The sequence below is a fragment of the Xenorhabdus taiwanensis genome, from assembly GCF_036512875.1.
GTDB lineage: Bacteria > Pseudomonadota > Gammaproteobacteria > Enterobacterales > Enterobacteriaceae > Xenorhabdus > Xenorhabdus taiwanensis.
The window spans coordinates 2,900,429-2,916,786 of sequence record NZ_AP028978.1 but is presented as its reverse complement, the minus strand read 5'-3'; the positions used below and the strand labels follow the sequence as shown (position 1 = coordinate 2,916,786).

Annotated in this window: 23 protein-coding genes and 1 pseudogene; 7 read left to right on the top strand and 17 right to left on the bottom strand. The window is 40.9% G+C overall.

Annotated elements, in window-relative coordinates:
- The first annotated feature begins 834 nt into the window (after positions 1–834).
- Entirely contained in the window at positions 835–1,866 is a 1,032-nt protein-coding gene (locus ACE1SE_RS13285; RefSeq protein ID WP_374051302.1) for an IS630 family transposase, read from the top strand.
- A 30-nt stretch (positions 1,867–1,896) separates the two neighbouring features.
- Here ACE1SE_RS13285 and ACE1SE_RS13280 read toward each other — a convergent pair.
- From ACE1SE_RS13280 to ACE1SE_RS13265, 4 genes and pseudogenes are all read right to left on the bottom strand, one after another.
- Positions 1,897–2,207, bottom strand: a pseudogene (locus ACE1SE_RS13280) (transposase); the annotation flags it as partial.
- A gap of 47 nt (positions 2,208–2,254) precedes the next feature.
- Complete coding sequence (locus tag ACE1SE_RS13275; RefSeq protein ID WP_374051301.1) at positions 2,255–2,392, bottom strand: hypothetical protein; 138 nt, start codon at positions 2,390–2,392, stop codon at positions 2,255–2,257.
- 4 nt (positions 2,393–2,396) lie between these two features.
- Complete coding sequence (locus ACE1SE_RS13270; protein ID WP_374051300.1) at positions 2,397–2,822, bottom strand: terminase small subunit-like protein; 426 nt, start codon at positions 2,820–2,822, stop codon at positions 2,397–2,399.
- A gap of 58 nt (positions 2,823–2,880) precedes the next feature.
- Positions 2,881–3,105: a DUF2560 family protein gene (locus ACE1SE_RS13265; RefSeq protein ID WP_374051299.1), complete on the bottom strand. Its 225-nt coding sequence runs from the start codon at positions 3,103–3,105 to the stop codon at positions 2,881–2,883.
- Between the two features lie 222 nt (positions 3,106–3,327).
- Here ACE1SE_RS13265 and ACE1SE_RS13260 point away from each other — a divergent pair, with 222 nt between their 5' ends.
- Positions 3,328–3,525, top strand: a complete 198-nt coding sequence (locus ACE1SE_RS13260; protein WP_374051298.1) for a hypothetical protein — start codon at positions 3,328–3,330, stop codon at positions 3,523–3,525.
- A gap of 20 nt (positions 3,526–3,545) precedes the next feature.
- On the opposite strand, the gene ACE1SE_RS13255 is transcribed toward ACE1SE_RS13260, so the two are convergent.
- From ACE1SE_RS13255 to ACE1SE_RS13230, 6 genes are all read right to left on the bottom strand, one after another.
- The gene (locus ACE1SE_RS13255; RefSeq protein ID WP_374051297.1) at positions 3,546–3,770 is read right to left on the bottom strand and encodes a crAss001_48 related protein; all 225 of its coding nucleotides are present in this window, start codon (positions 3,768–3,770) and stop codon (positions 3,546–3,548) included.
- A complete protein-coding gene (locus tag ACE1SE_RS13250) occupies positions 3,767–4,240 on the bottom strand; it encodes a lysis protein (protein WP_374051296.1) in 474 nt (157 codons plus the stop codon). The genes ACE1SE_RS13255 and ACE1SE_RS13250 overlap by 4 nt, the downstream gene beginning before the upstream one ends.
- A complete protein-coding gene (locus ACE1SE_RS13245; RefSeq protein WP_374051295.1) occupies positions 4,237–4,632 on the bottom strand; it encodes a structural protein in 396 nt (131 codons plus the stop codon). Before ACE1SE_RS13245 ends, ACE1SE_RS13250 begins: the two co-directional genes overlap by 4 nt.
- Positions 4,629–4,952, bottom strand: coding sequence for a phage holin, lambda family (locus ACE1SE_RS13240; protein ID WP_244589809.1), 324 nt, complete (start codon positions 4,950–4,952; stop codon positions 4,629–4,631). Before ACE1SE_RS13240 ends, ACE1SE_RS13245 begins: the two co-directional genes overlap by 4 nt.
- Positions 4,953–5,136: 184 nt before the next feature.
- A complete protein-coding gene (locus ACE1SE_RS13235) occupies positions 5,137–5,952 on the bottom strand; it encodes a DUF2829 domain-containing protein (RefSeq protein WP_374051294.1) in 816 nt (271 codons plus the stop codon).
- 109 nt (positions 5,953–6,061) lie between these two features.
- On the bottom strand, positions 6,062–7,141 hold the full coding sequence (locus tag ACE1SE_RS13230) for a DNA-methyltransferase (protein WP_374051293.1): 1,080 nt from the start codon (positions 7,139–7,141) through the stop codon (positions 6,062–6,064).
- A 481-nt stretch (positions 7,142–7,622) separates the two neighbouring features.
- Here ACE1SE_RS13230 and ACE1SE_RS13225 point away from each other — a divergent pair, with 481 nt between their 5' ends.
- The gene (locus ACE1SE_RS13225; RefSeq protein ID WP_374051292.1) at positions 7,623–8,075 is read left to right on the top strand and encodes a hypothetical protein; all 453 of its coding nucleotides are present in this window, start codon (positions 7,623–7,625) and stop codon (positions 8,073–8,075) included.
- A 118-nt stretch (positions 8,076–8,193) separates the two neighbouring features.
- Here ACE1SE_RS13225 and ACE1SE_RS13220 read toward each other — a convergent pair whose 3' ends face one another.
- The 4 genes from ACE1SE_RS13220 to ACE1SE_RS13205 form a co-directional block, all read right to left on the bottom strand.
- Positions 8,194–8,754: a DUF1133 family protein gene (locus ACE1SE_RS13220; RefSeq protein ID WP_374051291.1), complete on the bottom strand. Its 561-nt coding sequence runs from the start codon at positions 8,752–8,754 to the stop codon at positions 8,194–8,196.
- A gap of 34 nt (positions 8,755–8,788) precedes the next feature.
- Positions 8,789–9,088, bottom strand: coding sequence for a Ref family recombination enhancement nuclease (locus ACE1SE_RS13215; protein ID WP_374051290.1), 300 nt, complete (start codon positions 9,086–9,088; stop codon positions 8,789–8,791).
- A gap of 16 nt (positions 9,089–9,104) precedes the next feature.
- Positions 9,105–9,698 carry a DUF1367 family protein gene (locus ACE1SE_RS13210; RefSeq protein ID WP_374051289.1) on the bottom strand — a complete coding sequence of 198 codons (594 nt, stop codon included), beginning with the start codon at positions 9,696–9,698 and terminating at the stop codon, positions 9,105–9,107.
- 93 nt (positions 9,699–9,791) lie between these two features.
- The gene (locus tag ACE1SE_RS13205; RefSeq protein WP_374051288.1) at positions 9,792–10,409 is read right to left on the bottom strand and encodes a hypothetical protein; all 618 of its coding nucleotides are present in this window, start codon (positions 10,407–10,409) and stop codon (positions 9,792–9,794) included.
- A 232-nt stretch (positions 10,410–10,641) separates the two neighbouring features.
- Here ACE1SE_RS13205 and ACE1SE_RS13200 point away from each other — a divergent pair, with 232 nt between their 5' ends.
- The 3 genes from ACE1SE_RS13200 (at position 10,642) to ACE1SE_RS13190 (ending at position 13,203) form a co-directional block, all read left to right on the top strand.
- The gene (locus tag ACE1SE_RS13200; RefSeq protein ID WP_374051287.1) at positions 10,642–10,857 is read left to right on the top strand and encodes a hypothetical protein; all 216 of its coding nucleotides are present in this window, start codon (positions 10,642–10,644) and stop codon (positions 10,855–10,857) included.
- A 1,210-nt stretch (positions 10,858–12,067) separates the two neighbouring features.
- Positions 12,068–12,661: a lytic polysaccharide monooxygenase gene (locus ACE1SE_RS13195; RefSeq protein ID WP_374051286.1), complete on the top strand. Its 594-nt coding sequence runs from the start codon at positions 12,068–12,070 to the stop codon at positions 12,659–12,661.
- Between the two features lie 146 nt (positions 12,662–12,807).
- Positions 12,808–13,203, top strand: coding sequence for a VOC family protein (locus ACE1SE_RS13190; protein ID WP_374051285.1), 396 nt, complete (start codon positions 12,808–12,810; stop codon positions 13,201–13,203).
- 152 nt (positions 13,204–13,355) lie between these two features.
- Here ACE1SE_RS13190 and ACE1SE_RS13185 read toward each other — a convergent pair whose 3' ends face one another.
- The gene (locus ACE1SE_RS13185) at positions 13,356–13,790 is read right to left on the bottom strand and encodes a lysozyme (RefSeq protein ID WP_374051284.1); all 435 of its coding nucleotides are present in this window, start codon (positions 13,788–13,790) and stop codon (positions 13,356–13,358) included.
- 684 nt (positions 13,791–14,474) lie between these two features.
- On the opposite strand from ACE1SE_RS13185, the gene ACE1SE_RS13180 reads away from it, so the two are divergent.
- On the top strand, positions 14,475–14,870 hold the full coding sequence (locus ACE1SE_RS13180) for a DUF6693 family protein (protein WP_374051283.1): 396 nt from the start codon (positions 14,475–14,477) through the stop codon (positions 14,868–14,870).
- A 193-nt stretch (positions 14,871–15,063) separates the two neighbouring features.
- Here ACE1SE_RS13180 and ACE1SE_RS13175 read toward each other — a convergent pair whose 3' ends face one another.
- A complete protein-coding gene (locus ACE1SE_RS13175) occupies positions 15,064–15,837 on the bottom strand; it encodes an N-acetylmuramoyl-L-alanine amidase (protein ID WP_374053673.1) in 774 nt (257 codons plus the stop codon).
- Between the two features lie 254 nt (positions 15,838–16,091).
- Positions 16,092–16,358: a class I ribonucleotide reductase maintenance protein YfaE gene (gene yfaE, locus ACE1SE_RS13170; protein ID WP_374051282.1), complete on the bottom strand. Its 267-nt coding sequence runs from the start codon at positions 16,356–16,358 to the stop codon at positions 16,092–16,094.

Below are 16,358 nucleotides of genomic sequence, written 5' to 3'. Positions count from 1 at the left end.
AAAATAGAGCCTAACTTATTGATGTATAAAGCACGAATTTTGCAGATTACGCACTGTTTGCAAAACCAGTCAAAACGCCTTAATCCCTTGCTACATAAGGCTTTTAGAGTGAAATAATCGCCTTCATGGGGTGTCGGGGGTCGTAGGTTCAAATCCTATCATGCCGACCAAATTTCCCTAGAAAAACCAACCTGTTATGGTTGGTTTTTTTATGGCTGGAATTTGCTTGGGGTAAAATGAGGGTAAAATGGGGGTAAAATAGCCGACGAAAAATGGCAAAAGCGCGCTAACATTAGGATTAATTTTGTTGTTGGCCAAAGGCGTTTGAAGCACCTTTTTTCTTACTGCTTTTTTCGATAGTTCCTGACTGGGATTTATTAGAAAAAATATTCATTGATACCTTTATAGATAGACCTTGACCAAGAAAGAAGATGATATCAGGACATGATCCTGATTTTATAGTCTACAGGATTCGAACCTATGACCTACGGCTTAGAAGAAAGTAGAACACTAAATATCATATTGAAATATAAAGATTTATCCTTGCTCGCATAGCGTTTTGTGTCGTTCATCGCTTTTCAATGTCTTTGGTTGTCGTTCACGTGTCGTTAGCAGAGACACAAAAACGACACAGTGATTTAGTCTATAGCAACAAGTCTTTCAGGTAAGCTGCCTTTCGCTACCTATCCAAATGTGTTCCATCTAACTTTATAATGGTAAAGTCAGAACATGATGCATTGAATGCACTACTGCATAGACAGTAATTATGAAAATCAAGAATCAGATTATATTAACGCGGTGTATAAACACAAATAGATCATGTATCATACCGACATGAAGAAAGATACTCGACAACTCTCACCTGAGATACAGCAATATAACCGACAACTCGTGATACGGATGTATCAGGAAGGCGTTTCACGGCAAACGATTGCTGCCGCTTTAGGCATTAACTACAACACGATTTGTATTTGGGTCAGAGCCTGGCAAAAAGGGGGCGATGAGGCCTTGGTGCAAGGTCAACGTGGTCGCCGCATCATGGAAAAACGCTTATTGACTCCCATTCAGGAAGAAAAACTTCAACAACTTCTGTGTGATAAATCGCCGCCACAAATGCAACTGCCTTTTGCGCTCTGGGGACGTCGGGCCATTCAAGCCGTCATCTGGCAGATGTGGCGGATTAACGTGGCAGAAAGAACCCTGACCGACTACCTGAAACGCTGGGGATTTACACCGCAAAAACCGTTAAAAAAGGCCTATGAACAAAACCCCAAAGCGGTTGAACAGTGGCAGAAGGAAACCTATCCCGTTATTAAGAAAAAAGCGGCGGAAGAAGGGGCTGAAATTTGGTGGGGGGATGAAACCGGAATAAAAAATACGTGTCAACACGGTCGTGGCTTTACCCCCAAAGGACAGACGCCTGTCGTCGATGTCAGTGCGAAACGCTTTTCACTCAATATGATATCTGCCATCAACAATCGGGGCAGTGTGAGATTTATGTTGTACAGGGAAACGATGACCGCCCGAAAATTGCTCCACTTTTTCCAACGATTGATAAAAGAAGCAGGTCGCAAGGTCTATTTAATTCTGGATAACTTACGGGTGCATCATGCCAAAATAGTGACAAATTGGTTGGAAAAGCATCAGGGCCGGATTGCGGTGTTTTATTTACCGGCGTATTCACCGGAATTGAATCCCGATGAGTATCTCAATGGTGACCTAAAAAGTGCCCTTCGTCATTCTTCACCGGCAAGAAGTCAGCAGGAATTAGCCGGAAAGGTCAAAAGCCATCTAAGGAAGCTCCAGAGAAGAAAGGCGCATGTTGCCCGTTTTTTCCACCATCCTAAAATTCGTTATGCGGCATAATATAAATATAGGTATTTAAACACCGTATTAATAAACGCCAAACAGTTGGCAAAGGAAAGTCACGGGATAATGCACTCTGAATTGCTTGATTAGCGAGAATTGTTCAGGTAATCCGACATCAAGAGTGCTGAAGCCTTTTTTAAAACGTCGTTTTCCATTTCAAGGCGTTGGAGTTTCTTTTTCAGGTCGCGGATTTCAATGTGCTCCGGCGTGATGGGCGAAGCGTTGGGCGATTTTCCCTGCCGTTCCTGCTTTAACTGATGAACCCATCGCCCCATGGCGGACTGACTGACATTCATGGCGCTGGCGGCGTCGGCAATACTGTAGTTTTGGTCAAGCACTCACTGTGCTGACTCCAATTTAAATTCGGGGCTGAAACTTCTTTTCATCATGTCACCTGTTGAATTATTGAAGTGAGAATATCACCTCTATGACGGTGACCAAAATCATTGAACCACATCACTTTGGCGACTTTATAGCGGTGCGCCTCAATGAACGGCATAAAGATAGGGTTTATTTGTGTCATGCTTTCATTGCTTACCGAATAGTGTACTCATAGGAGAGGTTTCAATTTTCACTGGCCCACCATTAGCGCCTGTAATTTCCTGAGTGATCTTATCGCCGTATTTCTTAGGAGACATGCGAGCCAATGACCATTTTCTGGTATCAATACGCAGCTTTGCTTTTGCCACCTCTGCTGCATCTGGCATGACATCATCGGCAATCTCCAACATTTCCTCGAATAAAGCGTCAGCCCTTTGCTCTGCTGCCTTCGCGTATTGGTCGCGAAACTCTTGATTTTCAGCCAGCCAGCGAAATACCGTGGACTTATTAGGCATGCCGGGTCGTTCACATACCTTGCGAAGACTCTCGCCTTCTGCCAGCTTTACACAGATATCCGCGGCAGTTTCTGGCATGTAATCAGAGGGGCGACCGCCTTTGTTTTTGGTTTCCATGCTTATCTCCTCCTTAACTCATTATCCAGCCCACTCGATGAATAGGCTGTGTGATGAGCTAATTGAATAGACTCAATGCTTCTTGTGCATTACGAACGGCTTTATCTGCTCTGGCCACAGCGCCAGATTCGGTTTGCACGAGTTTGTATTGATCTTTGAATAGCTCAAACTTCAGTGTGTTATCACCAATGAACTCAATCGCTTTTTGTGCTGCGGCAGTGTCGTTCATGACAAGGCGTAATATCTCCAGCCGCATTTGCTGTGATAAAGTAAGTTCTGTCATTGTTAGATTCCTTAAAAAGAAAAAGCCACCACGGGATGTGATGGCTTGGGGATTCCTTTAACCACTCAAAGAAATGGGTAAAAAAATATTTCATTTAGTTTCAGGGGTTAATTAATTGTTAAGCATTATTCGCTTGTTATTGGGGAAAAATGGGGTTATAGGGTTAGGGTTGTAATGTTGTTGCAGTAATGTTAATTCAAGCGAAATATGGAGAATAATAGAATGAAAAAATTTATTCTGCCTTGCCTATTGGCAGGCACAACGCTTTTAGCTTCAATGCTGACTTATGCCAATGCTTCCGGTGCCTTATCGGATGATCCTCAAGTTACTTGCGCTATTTCAGCATACCTGCCACAAACTCCGGAACACACATTGCCTGATTGCATACCAGCAACTCCTGTTGAACATGTCTCAGGCTAAAGACGCTTGCCACCTCAGTATCATTTGCTCTGAGGTGGCAAATGGAGCCGTACGAATCGTTTATGCAGAATGTCACACAGCTTCATGACAGGGAATTGCGTAGCTAAAAGCACACGATCAGCTTCTTCTAACTGGTAATAAATAGCACCACCGATAAAATCAGATAGCTTTGCAATCCTTTCATCAAGTTCTGCTAATTCGTCAATAACACGTTGTTGATGCGGTTGTAATGCTTGCTTGTTCATTTTGTCACCTTGTAACATTCAGTATTCACATAATCCTGCAAATAGCTCAGTTTTGTCCGGTCGTTGATGATGCCTTCTCGGATATCAAGAACAGTAGATCCAGTTTCTCCAGTGAGTTCGACGGAGGTTGGAGTGCCCACGCTGCCGGAGGTAACGGTTTCAGACACGGGACAGGTGGCTTGGATGCGCAACTTGCGACGACCAGCGGCAACATCAGCCCGAAGAGTGTCAATTTCAGTCTTGGCATTGGCGAGTTCCTGAATGTGTTTGGTGTCTAACTCTGTGAGGTGCTTGATTCGCTCTTGCTGGTTGGCATTAATGGCACTTTGTTCAGATAGCTTAGTGGTCAACGATTGATTCGCACCCGCCAGCTCCCCTTTCTCTGCATATACTGAATAAACGGAGTAGAGAGCCGATCCAATCAATGCAATACCGACCGCCGCAGCAATCAGTTTCAGCTTCCAGTTCATAGCAACTCAAACGCTTTTTCAAACGTTGCCTCAGAATAAGGCTGCTTGCCGTTCTCCATCTGGATCATCGCCTTAGTCAATGCTGTCATGATGGATTTATCGTTAACATCAATCACGGCATGGCTGGATACACCGACTGTTTGGCTCACATGCGTGATGTAGCCCTCGGTATCATTCTCATTTGGTGGTGCCCAGCGGGAAATAAACTGGCGGATGGTATTATCGCCGTAGAGTTTCACATAATTGCGCAGGATTTTGAGCATCGCCCGAATACCGTACTCTGGTGCGATAAACTGACAGAATGACTTATCAGTCTGCCTGCTGCACAGTCCCTGCCATTGGTCACCGTGGCGGATATTGCCCGGATTGTTGTTCCTAATACCTCTGGTCACTCTTTACCTCCCAAACGTTTATTAATGGCACGAACAGCAAACTCGCGTAGCTTCTCAACGCCAATAAAACCAATAGCGCCCCCGATAGCGGGTGCAAAACTGGCAGGAATGCCGAACATCTCTAACCCACTGGACACGCTCCATGACAGCGCACCACACAGGAGTGCCTCGACCCAGCGGTTCTTTCGTTCCACGCCGTCATAAATCAGGCGCCCGTAGCAAATTAATGCCGCCAAAACAGAGCCGGATATTTGCGGCCATGAGTTTTTCAGGCCGTTTAATATGTCAGCCCATAAATCAGGATTTTCTTTCATCTTCATATTCCACCCCATCTGAACAATGGGCGTCCGTGGGGTGAACGATGGTTACCCCTGTGAGTTGTAGTAAGTGGGATGCCAGCCGCAATAAGAGAGATTGAGGTTCTGGGAGTGATTGCGGTGGCATAAATTGAAAAGGCCGCACCGCTGCACAACCTCAAAATGCTCATAACAGAAATATAGAGAATTACTCAGTAAAAAAATTCAATTCAATTTCTAATGTTTTACCGACGGAAGAAATAATTATTTCTTCTAATGCAAATAGGTCTTCACTTTGTTTATACACTAGATTAGCAACGCTATCTATTTCAGCTTTCCCTAAATCATATTCTTTGTTTAGGCATCTAACGATCAATCTTTCCGAGCCAAGCTGTATTCTATCTTCGCTAGAACTACCAACACTATTAAGAAGAAAATGATAACGAGAAGAAGACTTATACTTAATAACGCTAAATTGACTAATTCCTTTTGAGAATGGCGTGTTATTACTAATTTCTTCCCATTCTCCCATAACATTGGCATAACCCCAAAATTGAGTTTCGCTTGAAGAATCAGTATGCTCACCAACAATCAACTTTGCTTTCAATTGGTGTGTAAGGTTAGATGGTGGTTTAGGTTTTTCTGATTCCCCTTTTTTTTCTTCCACAAACTTCCAATCACAGGCCATCATATCTTCCTGCGTTGGCTGCCACGGTACAAAATTACCGTGTTCATTGCGCAGATCAATATGAGTCAAATAATCATATTTAGTCTCAACAGCAACACCATCAACGGCATAAGCGCTATCTTTTTCCACGACTAAATTATTTACACGTGGAGTGATAGCCAGATACATCTCATTATTCCCTTGGCAATTCACCCAAACAGAACGGGTAACGCGCTTGCGTAGTTTTAATTGAATCAAAGCCCAAGAAAAAGAACCTACCGGTGCAATAAAACAATCACAGTGATATTGTTTTGGATCAAAATGGCATTCATGTTCAGGCTTAATAAATTCAGACATACTATTTCCTTATATTTATAAATAATGGGAAGTTAAATTTAATATTTAATTTCCCCTGCTGTTAAACAGGATGAATATATTAATAAATTCTTATGCTTTAATATATCGGTTAGCCTTGTGTGGTCATTTCTACAATCCACTGAAATCCATTTAATTTATTTATGAATAATTTGATTTCTTGTTCCGTCTTCTTAAACCGTTCTTTTTCCAGTTCCACACCCAATACACGGCGATTGAGTTTCAACGCTGCTTTCAATGTTGCCCCAGAACCCATAAAGAAATCGGCGACCAGATCCCCTTCGCGGCTGCTGGACTGAATAATATGTGCCATCAGGTCAGCCGGCTTTTCGCAGGGGTGTTTGCCCTGATAATACTGCACAGGTGCAAAATGCCAGACATCGGTATAAGGCACATCAGCCGTGACTGTGAATGAACGGCGCATTAAGCCGTATTCCTGCCGCAGTTCGTCATGCTGACGCGATAATATCGGGTGTGATTCCCCCAAATTAGAATAGGGCGTGTCCAGTTCACCACGCTGGTGCTTTTCTTTAGCGATACGGTCGAACAATGCCTGTAGCTTTTGATAATCCCCTTCATTGGGTAACTGCCACTGGCTGTCGCTGAACCAGTGACTGGCCATCTGCTTCCCTGTGGCGGCGTGAATTTCTTTCGCCGTAACTCCTAACACTTTTCGTGCGTTGCGAAAGTAATCCACCAGCGGCTTAAACACCGCCTGTTTTAGTTCCCTGCACTGTTTGAAATAGCCCTCGCCTTTCGGCTGATAGGGTCCCTGATAATGTTCGGCAAAGATGATCCGCTCAGTGGCTGGAAAATACATCCGCTGGCTTTCTTTATTATGCCTGCGCCATGGACCGGACGGTTTCGCCCAAATAATATGATTCAATACATTAAACCGTCCACGAACAAGCAATTCCGTATCAGCCGCCAGACGCGAACCACAGAACATATACAGACTGCCATTGGGTTTCAGTACCCGCCAGAACTCGGCCAATAGTTCGTCCAGCCACGCAAGGTAAGCTGTGACATCTTCCCACTGTTTATCCCACCTACAGTCTTTCACGCGAAAGTACGGCGGGTCAGTAGCGATCAGGTCGATGCAGTTATCCGGCAGGGTTTTGATAAATTTCAGAGAGTCGTCGTTAATTAATGTGGTACTACTTAAATTCACAAGCTATTCCATACATCGGCGCTGACTGGCTCTCTGGAAAGCCACGGCATAAAAGGCAGGTGTTACTCACCCGCCCTTGATTTTACCGCTTAAAGCATTGCCCTATCAGGGGCAATGTTTGAAACACGTCTCATTGTCCCTGCTTTCCATCAAACCAGCCAGACAAAATTGAGTTAAAAGCAATTGGCAACGCGGCTTTGATAGCCCCGTTAAGGCAGAAATGTCTGAAACAGAGGCCCAATCATACAGGGGAACTGTTTCTAAAACGCAGGAAGCTGTTGTCGTCATATCTTCATGTTTTAGCATGATAATTTTAACCTTTTGGTCAGTTAGTCGGCGTGAACACACATGTAACTCTGACCAATGACAACAGCAAGTCTTATGTTTATTTTGGGAATAAAAAAGCTATACAACACGTATGGCCTTGATATTCTGATGGCTAACTTAATTTGAACACTTACATTTAATACCTAAGGTTGAAATGAAACCAGAACTAATTATCGAGAAAATAAATGGCTATTTGGAGGCTTTTGGCATTTTAAACATGGCTTGTAATAGAGGTTCAGATTACTATTTCATGCCGCTGCCCGAAAAACCTCAGCTAATTGATTCCTTGTATGAGTATTTTCTTTCTATCAGTGATAAATATCCTGCTGAACATTGGAATCCTGAACTTGAGATAGCAGGAAAAGACAACCTTATAAAAGCAATTCAAAAATGGTTTTTTGAAGCCGATTTTTTCAAGAACCTTCCTGAAGAAACGGCTAGCGATGCCATTGATGGGCTTCTAAAGTTGCTGACCCCTTTTATTACCACAGCACCCATTTATAAAATGAATATTACTCCACCCGTTTGGTATGCATGCCATTGGGATGATTTCGTGATTGACAGTAAATCAGGTCGATTTTTATTAAGTTTTGGTTGCCATGACTGAGCATATGTAAACAAAAAACCCGCACTGAGCGGGTTTTTCTTGAATTCCAGTCTTTCTCTTCTTGCGGATAAAACATCGCAAAGCTTATACGAAAATATTAACTCTATTGCTCAAAAAGTCAAACTTTTTTAATCGACATAACCTTTTGTCTTTCTAATTCATCACACATAGGCCGATATAACATAAATTCCGCTACCCTTAACCAGTTTTCAACCCGGCGGCGACAGGTTGACAGTGACATATCAGGATGGCATTCGTGCATTTCAGAGGCAATGCCATAATAAGATTTCTTGTATATATAATGCTCTTTCAGAATATTCAACAAACCGCGATCATGTTCCATTACACGGCCAATCACAGTATCCATTTTTAACCCTTCCGCATCGGTACAGAACCATAAGCTACTGATCGCTTTTTTATCTTTCATCTGGCCAAAAATCTGCAATAACTCTTCTTTTGTCAGACCCGCCTGTTTCATTCTATTCATGGCCATACGTAAAGCTTTTTTGCTGATCACCGGCTCTGACAGTAAGCGGAAAAAAATACCCGCTGCCTGCGGTACTTTACGAATAGCAGACCAGTTTCCCCATACACTTAACTGACCCCGTATCCAAACACTATCAAGGGTACGCAATCTCAGATGTTCTTCACCTTTTCCACATGTTGCCGGATAAATCATTCTGTACCCCTTACCTTCATATTGTTTGCTACTTTCACACCCGACATAACCGTACCTCTTCTACTTCCCTTTTCACCTGTGCTAATAATTCAATTTCTGCCCCGTGAGCCGCCTGCCATGTTTTCGGTGCAGCATGGAATCCAGTGGGATAGCATGCCCGGTGATGGCGAGGACAAAGCGGCAGCACGCTGAAGTGATCGGCGCGTTGTGCCATTCCCTGCCCGGTTCTCACATGATGAATTTCAGCCGGAGATGCACCCAACCCCTGATTCCGGCAGGCAATACAGCCGAGCGAAGCCACATCTGACAGCCACTGTTTTTCACTGTTGGTCATTGGTCTTGCCTCTCCCTTACGCAAAATCAAACAACTGAGCCGCCGCATTTTCAGCGGCGCCTCTGGTAGGGAAATTGCGATACAAGATGAAGTTCCACAGCACGTTCAGTGTGGATTGATAGAGTGCCTGAAATTCCAGTTCGTCCATTTTGGCGAAGCTGACTGAGTGGGGTTCGCGGTACAGACTGCCATCTGGCATTTCATAGGTGTCATAGTGACCGGATTCCACCGTCACCCAGCGCCTGAAAGCATCAAAAGATTTAGTGGCCGTAATGTTGTGAGCACGATTTTTGGATAAGTCAGCAAGGTATTCATCAGCGGCAGATTGTAAAGCATCTTCATTGCCAGCGAAGTGAGCCAGAAATTGTACGTAGCCTCGCACAATCGCTTTTTCTTCGGGGGAAATCGTGCCACCGACTGGCTCCCAGTATTCAAAACCGAGATTCAGCAAGGCAAAGTATTTACGGTGGAAACGGGGATTACGGGCTTTCTTAAAATTAGCCTGTAGCACATCGCCACATTTGATTTTCGAATGCAGGTATTCTCTGGCCGCTGGAGTCGCAGTCCGTAGGGTGTCGTCGGAAATTTTGATAAAACTATGCTGCGCCATTGCTGATCCCTTAAGGTAATGGCACAGCAGCGTATGTTTAGGTTCGGATGTTCAGGCCGATGGCATGATTTTTGCGGGTTACAACTCGTTATGCTACCGACGATTTTCTCTTGATGCTCGTTGACTAGCAAATTCATCAAATTCACTATCTGGATTTGAAGATTGAGGATAATACCACTTATACAAACCATAGGCGGGATCATGCCTCAATTGTCTTTCCTCCTCCTCTGAATAATAATGACCATCTCTATCTGTCTTATCAATAAAATGACGGTTTATATTTTGAATTAAACGAAATTGCGTCGTTGGATAAACTCGTGTACCCCCTAACGAGCCTTTAACTGGCATATTGATATGATTAGCTAATGCTTGAGCAAGCCCATTTGCTCCAGAGTGGCAAGCTATTATTCTGATACATAGAATATTTTGTCCTCTGTTTTTTATATCAGTTAATAATGCTTTAATTGTTTGGCAAAAAACATTCAAATTCATTCCAGGATTATACGCACATGCTCCCGCAAATAATATTGAACTTCCTACTGGAGATGCGTGTCCTATAATATTAAGCCGACCTCCCGGTTTATGTTTTGGTGTATCTAAAAAATAATGAAATCGCTTCTCCTGATGAAAACTCACTTCAACCGTTTTCTGCAGCAACACATCATTAGGCATTGCCATAATATTGGAGATTGTGTGCCGATATTGTCCCATAACACCCCCTACATTAAATTCGGCTTTTAATATACGTGACAGCAGATACAACCTGCAAATACAACAATATGCCAGCCCAAGGTATTCCAACAAGCGACTTCACCTGAAAAGCAGCATTCCGTTACTGATAACGATTCACCGCATTTTTTACAGTATTGCTGCTGTAGCTCAACTATTTGTTTTTTTTAATAAACGGTCATCCGTAATATCACGCCGATCAAGGATCAGTTTGTTGACATCATTTTCGTTGCTCATGTGGTCTTACCCCATTTTTGGTTTTTCCGCTTTTGGTCAGAATGCCGTTCTTTCGCCACTTGTTCTGCTGCCTATTTCCAGATCCTGCGCCAAGCCGCTAGTGCAGGAACTTCACTCATCCGCTCTATTCCGGCTTTACGAGCCAGTTGTTGTGCCAGCTCCTGAATACGGTTTGTCGATGTCAGCCGGTTGAAAACAATAATCGGAACGTGGCATCACGCTCCACAGTGTCAATGGCGATGGCCGTTTCTCCGGCTTTCAGCCAACGCCCGTTAACACAGGCAAGACGTCCCACTTACACGCCTTGTCGAAATATTCCGTACAGTTCTCTGGGTCAAACGAAGTCTTCGAGCATAAATAATCCCACCTTGCCATCATCCCACCATTTGGTAGTCAGTGATCAACATCAGGCCTTTCATCGAATAATCTTCTCCCAACCGCGCACGGATATACCCCATCGTGGTTTTACCATTGTGGTAGTTCGAATCAGTGACCTGATTGAAATAAACCAGAACTTGCCGGGCTGGATCGTAGGTTCAAATCCTATCATGCCGACCAAATTTCTCTAGAATTCGCTCTTGGTAAAATTCTGGTAAAATGGTCGACGGAAAGTGGCAAAGATATACTAACTATTGAATGAGTCTTATTGTTGTTTAACGGTGTGTGAAACTTCTTTTTACTTGCTGTTTTTTCAATGATTTCAAATTTTAATTCTGATGGGACATAACCATTTATATCCAAACTATCTTCATAATTTTGTTCCCAATTTGTATAACACAATAATACTCCTTCAACTCCCAAGACTGTTAAAATAGCCTGATAAGATCATCTGCGTCATTCAAACAATTGCCTACAGATCGCACAGCAACATGAGTCATAACAATATTACCTTGTTTTATGCCTATCTTTTGTAGCTGCTGAACAAGCGTCGATTTTGTCCAATATTTATCTTCATCCACTTGGATCATATATCTAACCCTATGTTGATTTTATTACTCTCACTTCTTTGTTTAAGTTTGGTTTATTGCATATTATCCAATTTGGGGCTACCTTATTTAGGTGTACTCAAAACCCTACTTGTTTAGTACACCCTCATTTGCTTCTTATTTCGCTCTTCCCCTCCCTGAATTCAGGGAGGGATTTTTGTTGTTAAAAAGATTTTCTAAAACAGCATTTTTCCTACCATACGCCATTATGTCAGAATCAATGACAATTATATCTCTCAATAATATCTTTCTGGCATACCCCTATCATAAATTAAGTATTTATAATTATCTAATTTTGTTATAAATATTTCCATGCGCTTCTATTATAAGAAATTTAAATTTCATTAATGATTAATATAATAAGAAAGTAAATTCACTTATTTTACAGTCAAGTAAGGAAAAAATAGGAAATTCATCATGAATATTAAAAAGTCTCTACTTTTGGCGGGATTGACGGCTTTTAGTTCTATCCCATTCTCTAGTATTGCTGAACCAGATTCAAATCATGGATATGTCGATACACCACCAAGCAGGGCACTTTTATGCCAAAAAAGCATCAATAAAAACTGCGGGCCTGTCACGTATGAACCACAATCGGTTGAAGGACCCAAAGGCTTCCCACAAGGGGGACCACCAGACGGGCAAATCGCCAGTGGTGGTGTTGGTCAGTTCAAACAGCTCAATGAACAAAGTACAGACCGCTGGCATCATGTTGCTATCAATAAAGGAATCAACAAATTTAATTGGACAATAACAGCCCGACATAGCACTACTTCATGGCAATTTTATATTACCAAACCTGGCTGGGATCCAAACAAACCTCTAACTCGCGCTCAATTTGATCTAAAGCCGTTCTGTGAGCGTTTTGATAATGGAAAAAGGCCAGGTCAAACTGTCTCTCTGAACTGTGATATTCCCGATCGTTCAGGCTACCATGTTATTCTCGGTGTGTGGACAATTGCTGATACCGCTAATGCCTTCTATCAAGTTATTGATGTTGATATTAAATAATATTTTTTAATTATACTAAAATTTTATTTGTAAGTACTATCTGAGCACAAAAAGTGCTGGAAAATGACCAGCACTTTTTTCTAAAAAATCAAAATACTTTTCAGATAATATATATTCACCTCATACAACTCTACACATAGAAAAATATGAAAAAATCAACTATTCTTAGAATTGCCAGACCCACAGATAATCTTACTAAAATTGCAGAAATGTATTGTCATGGCTTAGATTTTATCGTACTTGGAGAATTCAAAGATCACGATGGTTTTGATGGTATTATGCTAGGGCATCCCAACCATTCCTGGCATCTTGAATTTACCCATCACCACAATACACATGTTGGTAAAGCCCCAACTAAAGATAATTTATTAGTATTTTATATTGAAGATGAGCTTGAATGGCAAGAGCAAGCACAATCGATGAAAAATGCTGGGTTTATTCTCGTTCCTTCTTATAATCCTTATTGGGATAAGAACGGAAAAACTTTCGAAGATATCGATGGTTATCGTATTGTATTACAACATGGTACATCAGATATTTAGTTATTTATTTCACGATTAATGACTTATTCAAAGGATTATTTCCTTATCATATTGATCGTTTATTCAATTAGGCTGTTAGTAATAATTTGATTAGACATCTACTTTTTATTTCTGATAGCCTAAAAAACTACCCTAATGTTTATTTGATCATGTCATGATAAGAATGTTTTCTGCTCAGACTCCCTTCGCATACTCAAAGCTGATAACTCTCTCCCATCAGCACGATCCCATTTCACAAACTCCTTTACTGCACCTTGGTAATCACCTGTATTCAATTTTTTCAACAATGTTGAATGAGCAAAATTAACGATCCCTAAATTGAAAATAAACGAGCATAAAGCATCAAATTGCCCTTGTGTTAGAGGTACCTTAACTAACTGCTGAATAGCTGCATAAATGGGGATAAGATCTTGATGTAAAAATTCCTCAGCCTGTTGAATAGTTATCACTTGTCCAGACTCAACTCCTTTTGTATGACCATATCCAATTGTCCACGGTGCTGCTCCAGTGGCAGGATCTGGATATGCTTTCAATTTCAAGCCCTCATAACTTTTGAGTTTATTAATACCGTTTTCACTAATTTTCATTCATTTTTTCCGCTACCAGATTGAACATCAAGATTATTTTTGGTCTAAAAAACAATCCAGAGATCAAGTGTAGATGAAAAAACGATCAACAAAGCTACAATCATACTGAGTGATAAAATCTCTACAAAAAACAAAATAAAAAATAATACGTTAAATATCAATAAATTATTATTTTATGCAATTTTTTTTTAATTTTTAAAAAAATATTTTAATAAATATCTTGACTCTTTTGCTCTTGAGCATAAAATCCTCCTCAGAATTTAGATTTTCGTGAAGTAAATCACAATTTATAACCCTCAAAGGAAATCATCATGAAATCTGTAAAATCTTTCCTCTCAAATGTACACTGCGTTGTTATCCGGTTATCAGCAACTCGTTTTATGTAAGAGCTGCTATAATATAAAAATAAGCCAGTCGAAAACTGGCTTTTTTATCGTCGCTACAGACCTAATGTAAATGCTTTCTTGCCTGTTTCATTATTTACATGCTATTCATTGAACTTCTGTTCCGAAAAATTTGTCTTAATATGCCTAATAAATTTCAAGTCGTAATACTGCGACAAGGCAACGGCCCCTCACTAGCATAGATAATTCTATGTAACTGAATAGTTATCAGGCGAGAAAACAACCAACAAAGCAGCAACCTGCAAAATCAAAATGAAGGCATAGAGTTCATAAAGTTTCTATGCTGACTGATTTGCAATATTTATTTAAATATCAGGAGAACACTATGAACTTAATGGACTTTCGTAGTCTGAAGTTAAAATCAGAATTAGGGATACTTGAGATTATTTTACATCTCGTCATCTGGTTTCTGATTATTTTATTTACATTAGGTTTAGGTGCCTTCGTGTTTCCCTACTATATGACTCGTTTTATCATTAATAAAACACATGTTATAGACCGAGATAGTGGACAAACTATCGGCAGATTAAATTGTAAGATCAGTTTAGTTCAAATAATTGGATATGTTGTGATTTGGGCTATTCTCTCTTTTATTACATTTGGTCTTTTATATTTTGTATATCTTTACAAAATTATAGCGCATTGCATTAATCATACACGTGTGATCTCTGCATAAAAACTAGCAGAATACATAATCACAGGCATAATCCTCTTATGCCTGTGCACATAAGAAGCCATGACATACTCTCTGTGAGCAGATCTTCCAGTTAAATTAAAACTATTTCTATACTATATTTTCTTCATCTTTCAAATTGCAGCCCAATTAATAAACTGCAATTTAGTATCTATAAGATATATTTCATCGAAAATTAGGATTTATTATCAAAGTATTTTTCAACCAAAGCATATAAAATAGCGATGGTTTCTATATCTGGTACACCGTCATAATATGATTGGCGGAAGTGCATTTGAAATGCTTTAATCAAGGATTGAAAATTTTCTTCTTTTTCTGCACCTGTGATGTCATAACCATAACGCTTAAACTTTTCTAAAATCTCGGTGGTATCAGGCAGGCAATACCCGAATTGTTCAATATATTTCTGCTTAGTTTCTTCGTCATACCATGCACCAACTCCTGCGTCATATAATTCTTTCCACGGAAAAGATGGACCTGGGTCAGTTTTTCTTTGCCATGAAATATCTGAATGTCCTACAACATGAGTCGGTTTAATATCTGGGTAACGTTGTAATATATTGATGGCTAATTCTTTAAGAGCAGTAATTTGATCAGGGTGATAAGGAGGAAAAGTAAAAACGCCACGATCATCACTGGCCTCATTCACAATCTCAATACCTATAGATGTATCATTCAATCCTTCTCGTCCAGCCCAACAACTGATCCCTGCATGCCAGGCTCTTTCAAGTTCATCGACTAAATTGAATATGCGAACTTTATCAAATCCAGCAGCTTGATAAGTCGGATCATCTGGGGTGGGGACCAAATAGTGAGCACTGACAAGCTCTCCAGTCAATGCCTGAATAGATTTTTCAAAGTTCAATGCAGTATAGTGCATAACTAAAAAGCGGGAACGTCTGTTAAAACTTTTGGTCGAACGATATGAATTATAATCAATTTTATACATCATTGTTCTCCTTCACTTGTTGTGCTAGGTAAAACTGTAAGTATCAAATCACCTCTACTCCACTGTTACCAACAGCATAAGAGGAACAAACATAGCAATAAAGGTTTTGTTTATTTATTTTTAGAAAATCGTGAAGAGGTAAGTGGAGAAATGGTGGGAATATGGACATACCGTCGTAATGATCGATATGTCCACAATCAAAAATAATTAGAAGCCTGTTGCAGCAGTAATAAGATTGGCTAATTTAAGGAAAATTAAAGCTCAATTTCAATATCCGTCAGTGGATAACAGCTACAGGGTAAAATTTCCCCTTCATTAACAAACGCCAATGGCTTACAAGGATAACCAACCTTCCCTTTGATCAGGCGAACACGACAAGAACCGCAATATCCCTGCCGACATTGGTATTCGGGCTGAACTTTGCCGTGTTCCAGTGCTTCCAACAAATTGTCGTGCAAACCTGAAGAATAATGGATATATAACCCCTGCCGTGACGGCAGGGTGACTTTGTAATCAGCCAT

Coding starts and splice junctions, on each gene's coding strand:
- ACE1SE_RS13270 (WP_374051300.1), bottom strand. CDS start 2,822: ATGGAAACCAAAAACAAAGGCGGTCGCCCCTCTGATTACATGCCAGAA.
- ACE1SE_RS13275 (WP_374051301.1), bottom strand. CDS start 2,392: ATGACACAAATAAACCCTATCTTTATGCCGTTCATTGAGGCGCACCGC.
- ACE1SE_RS13260 (WP_374051298.1), top strand. CDS start 3,328: ATGAAAAAATTTATTCTGCCTTGCCTATTGGCAGGCACAACGCTTTTA.
- yfaE (WP_374051282.1), bottom strand. CDS start 16,358: ATGGCTGATTACAAAGTCACCCTGCCGTCACGGCAGGGGTTATATATC.
- ACE1SE_RS13190 (WP_374051285.1), top strand. CDS start 12,808: ATGAAAAAATCAACTATTCTTAGAATTGCCAGACCCACAGATAATCTT.
- ACE1SE_RS13285 (WP_374051302.1), top strand. CDS start 835: ATGAAGAAAGATACTCGACAACTCTCACCTGAGATACAGCAATATAAC.
- ACE1SE_RS13185 (WP_374051284.1), bottom strand. CDS start 13,790: ATGAAAATTAGTGAAAACGGTATTAATAAACTCAAAAGTTATGAGGGC.
- ACE1SE_RS13240 (WP_244589809.1), bottom strand. CDS start 4,952: ATGAAGATGAAAGAAAATCCTGATTTATGGGCTGACATATTAAACGGC.
- ACE1SE_RS13195 (WP_374051286.1), top strand. CDS start 12,068: ATGAATATTAAAAAGTCTCTACTTTTGGCGGGATTGACGGCTTTTAGT.
- ACE1SE_RS13210 (WP_374051289.1), bottom strand. CDS start 9,698: ATGGCGCAGCATAGTTTTATCAAAATTTCCGACGACACCCTACGGACT.
- ACE1SE_RS13205 (WP_374051288.1), bottom strand. CDS start 10,409: ATGGGACAATATCGGCACACAATCTCCAATATTATGGCAATGCCTAAT.
- ACE1SE_RS13180 (WP_374051283.1), top strand. CDS start 14,475: ATGCTGACTGATTTGCAATATTTATTTAAATATCAGGAGAACACTATG.
- ACE1SE_RS13225 (WP_374051292.1), top strand. CDS start 7,623: ATGAAACCAGAACTAATTATCGAGAAAATAAATGGCTATTTGGAGGCT.
- ACE1SE_RS13215 (WP_374051290.1), bottom strand. CDS start 9,088: ATGACCAACAGTGAAAAACAGTGGCTGTCAGATGTGGCTTCGCTCGGC.
- ACE1SE_RS13235 (WP_374051294.1), bottom strand. CDS start 5,952: ATGTCTGAATTTATTAAGCCTGAACATGAATGCCATTTTGATCCAAAA.
- ACE1SE_RS13220 (WP_374051291.1), bottom strand. CDS start 8,754: ATGATTTATCCGGCAACATGTGGAAAAGGTGAAGAACATCTGAGATTG.
- ACE1SE_RS13175 (WP_374053673.1), bottom strand. CDS start 15,837: ATGTATAAAATTGATTATAATTCATATCGTTCGACCAAAAGTTTTAAC.
- ACE1SE_RS13255 (WP_374051297.1), bottom strand. CDS start 3,770: ATGAACAAGCAAGCATTACAACCGCATCAACAACGTGTTATTGACGAA.
- ACE1SE_RS13250 (WP_374051296.1), bottom strand. CDS start 4,240: ATGAACTGGAAGCTGAAACTGATTGCTGCGGCGGTCGGTATTGCATTG.
- ACE1SE_RS13265 (WP_374051299.1), bottom strand. CDS start 3,105: ATGACAGAACTTACTTTATCACAGCAAATGCGGCTGGAGATATTACGC.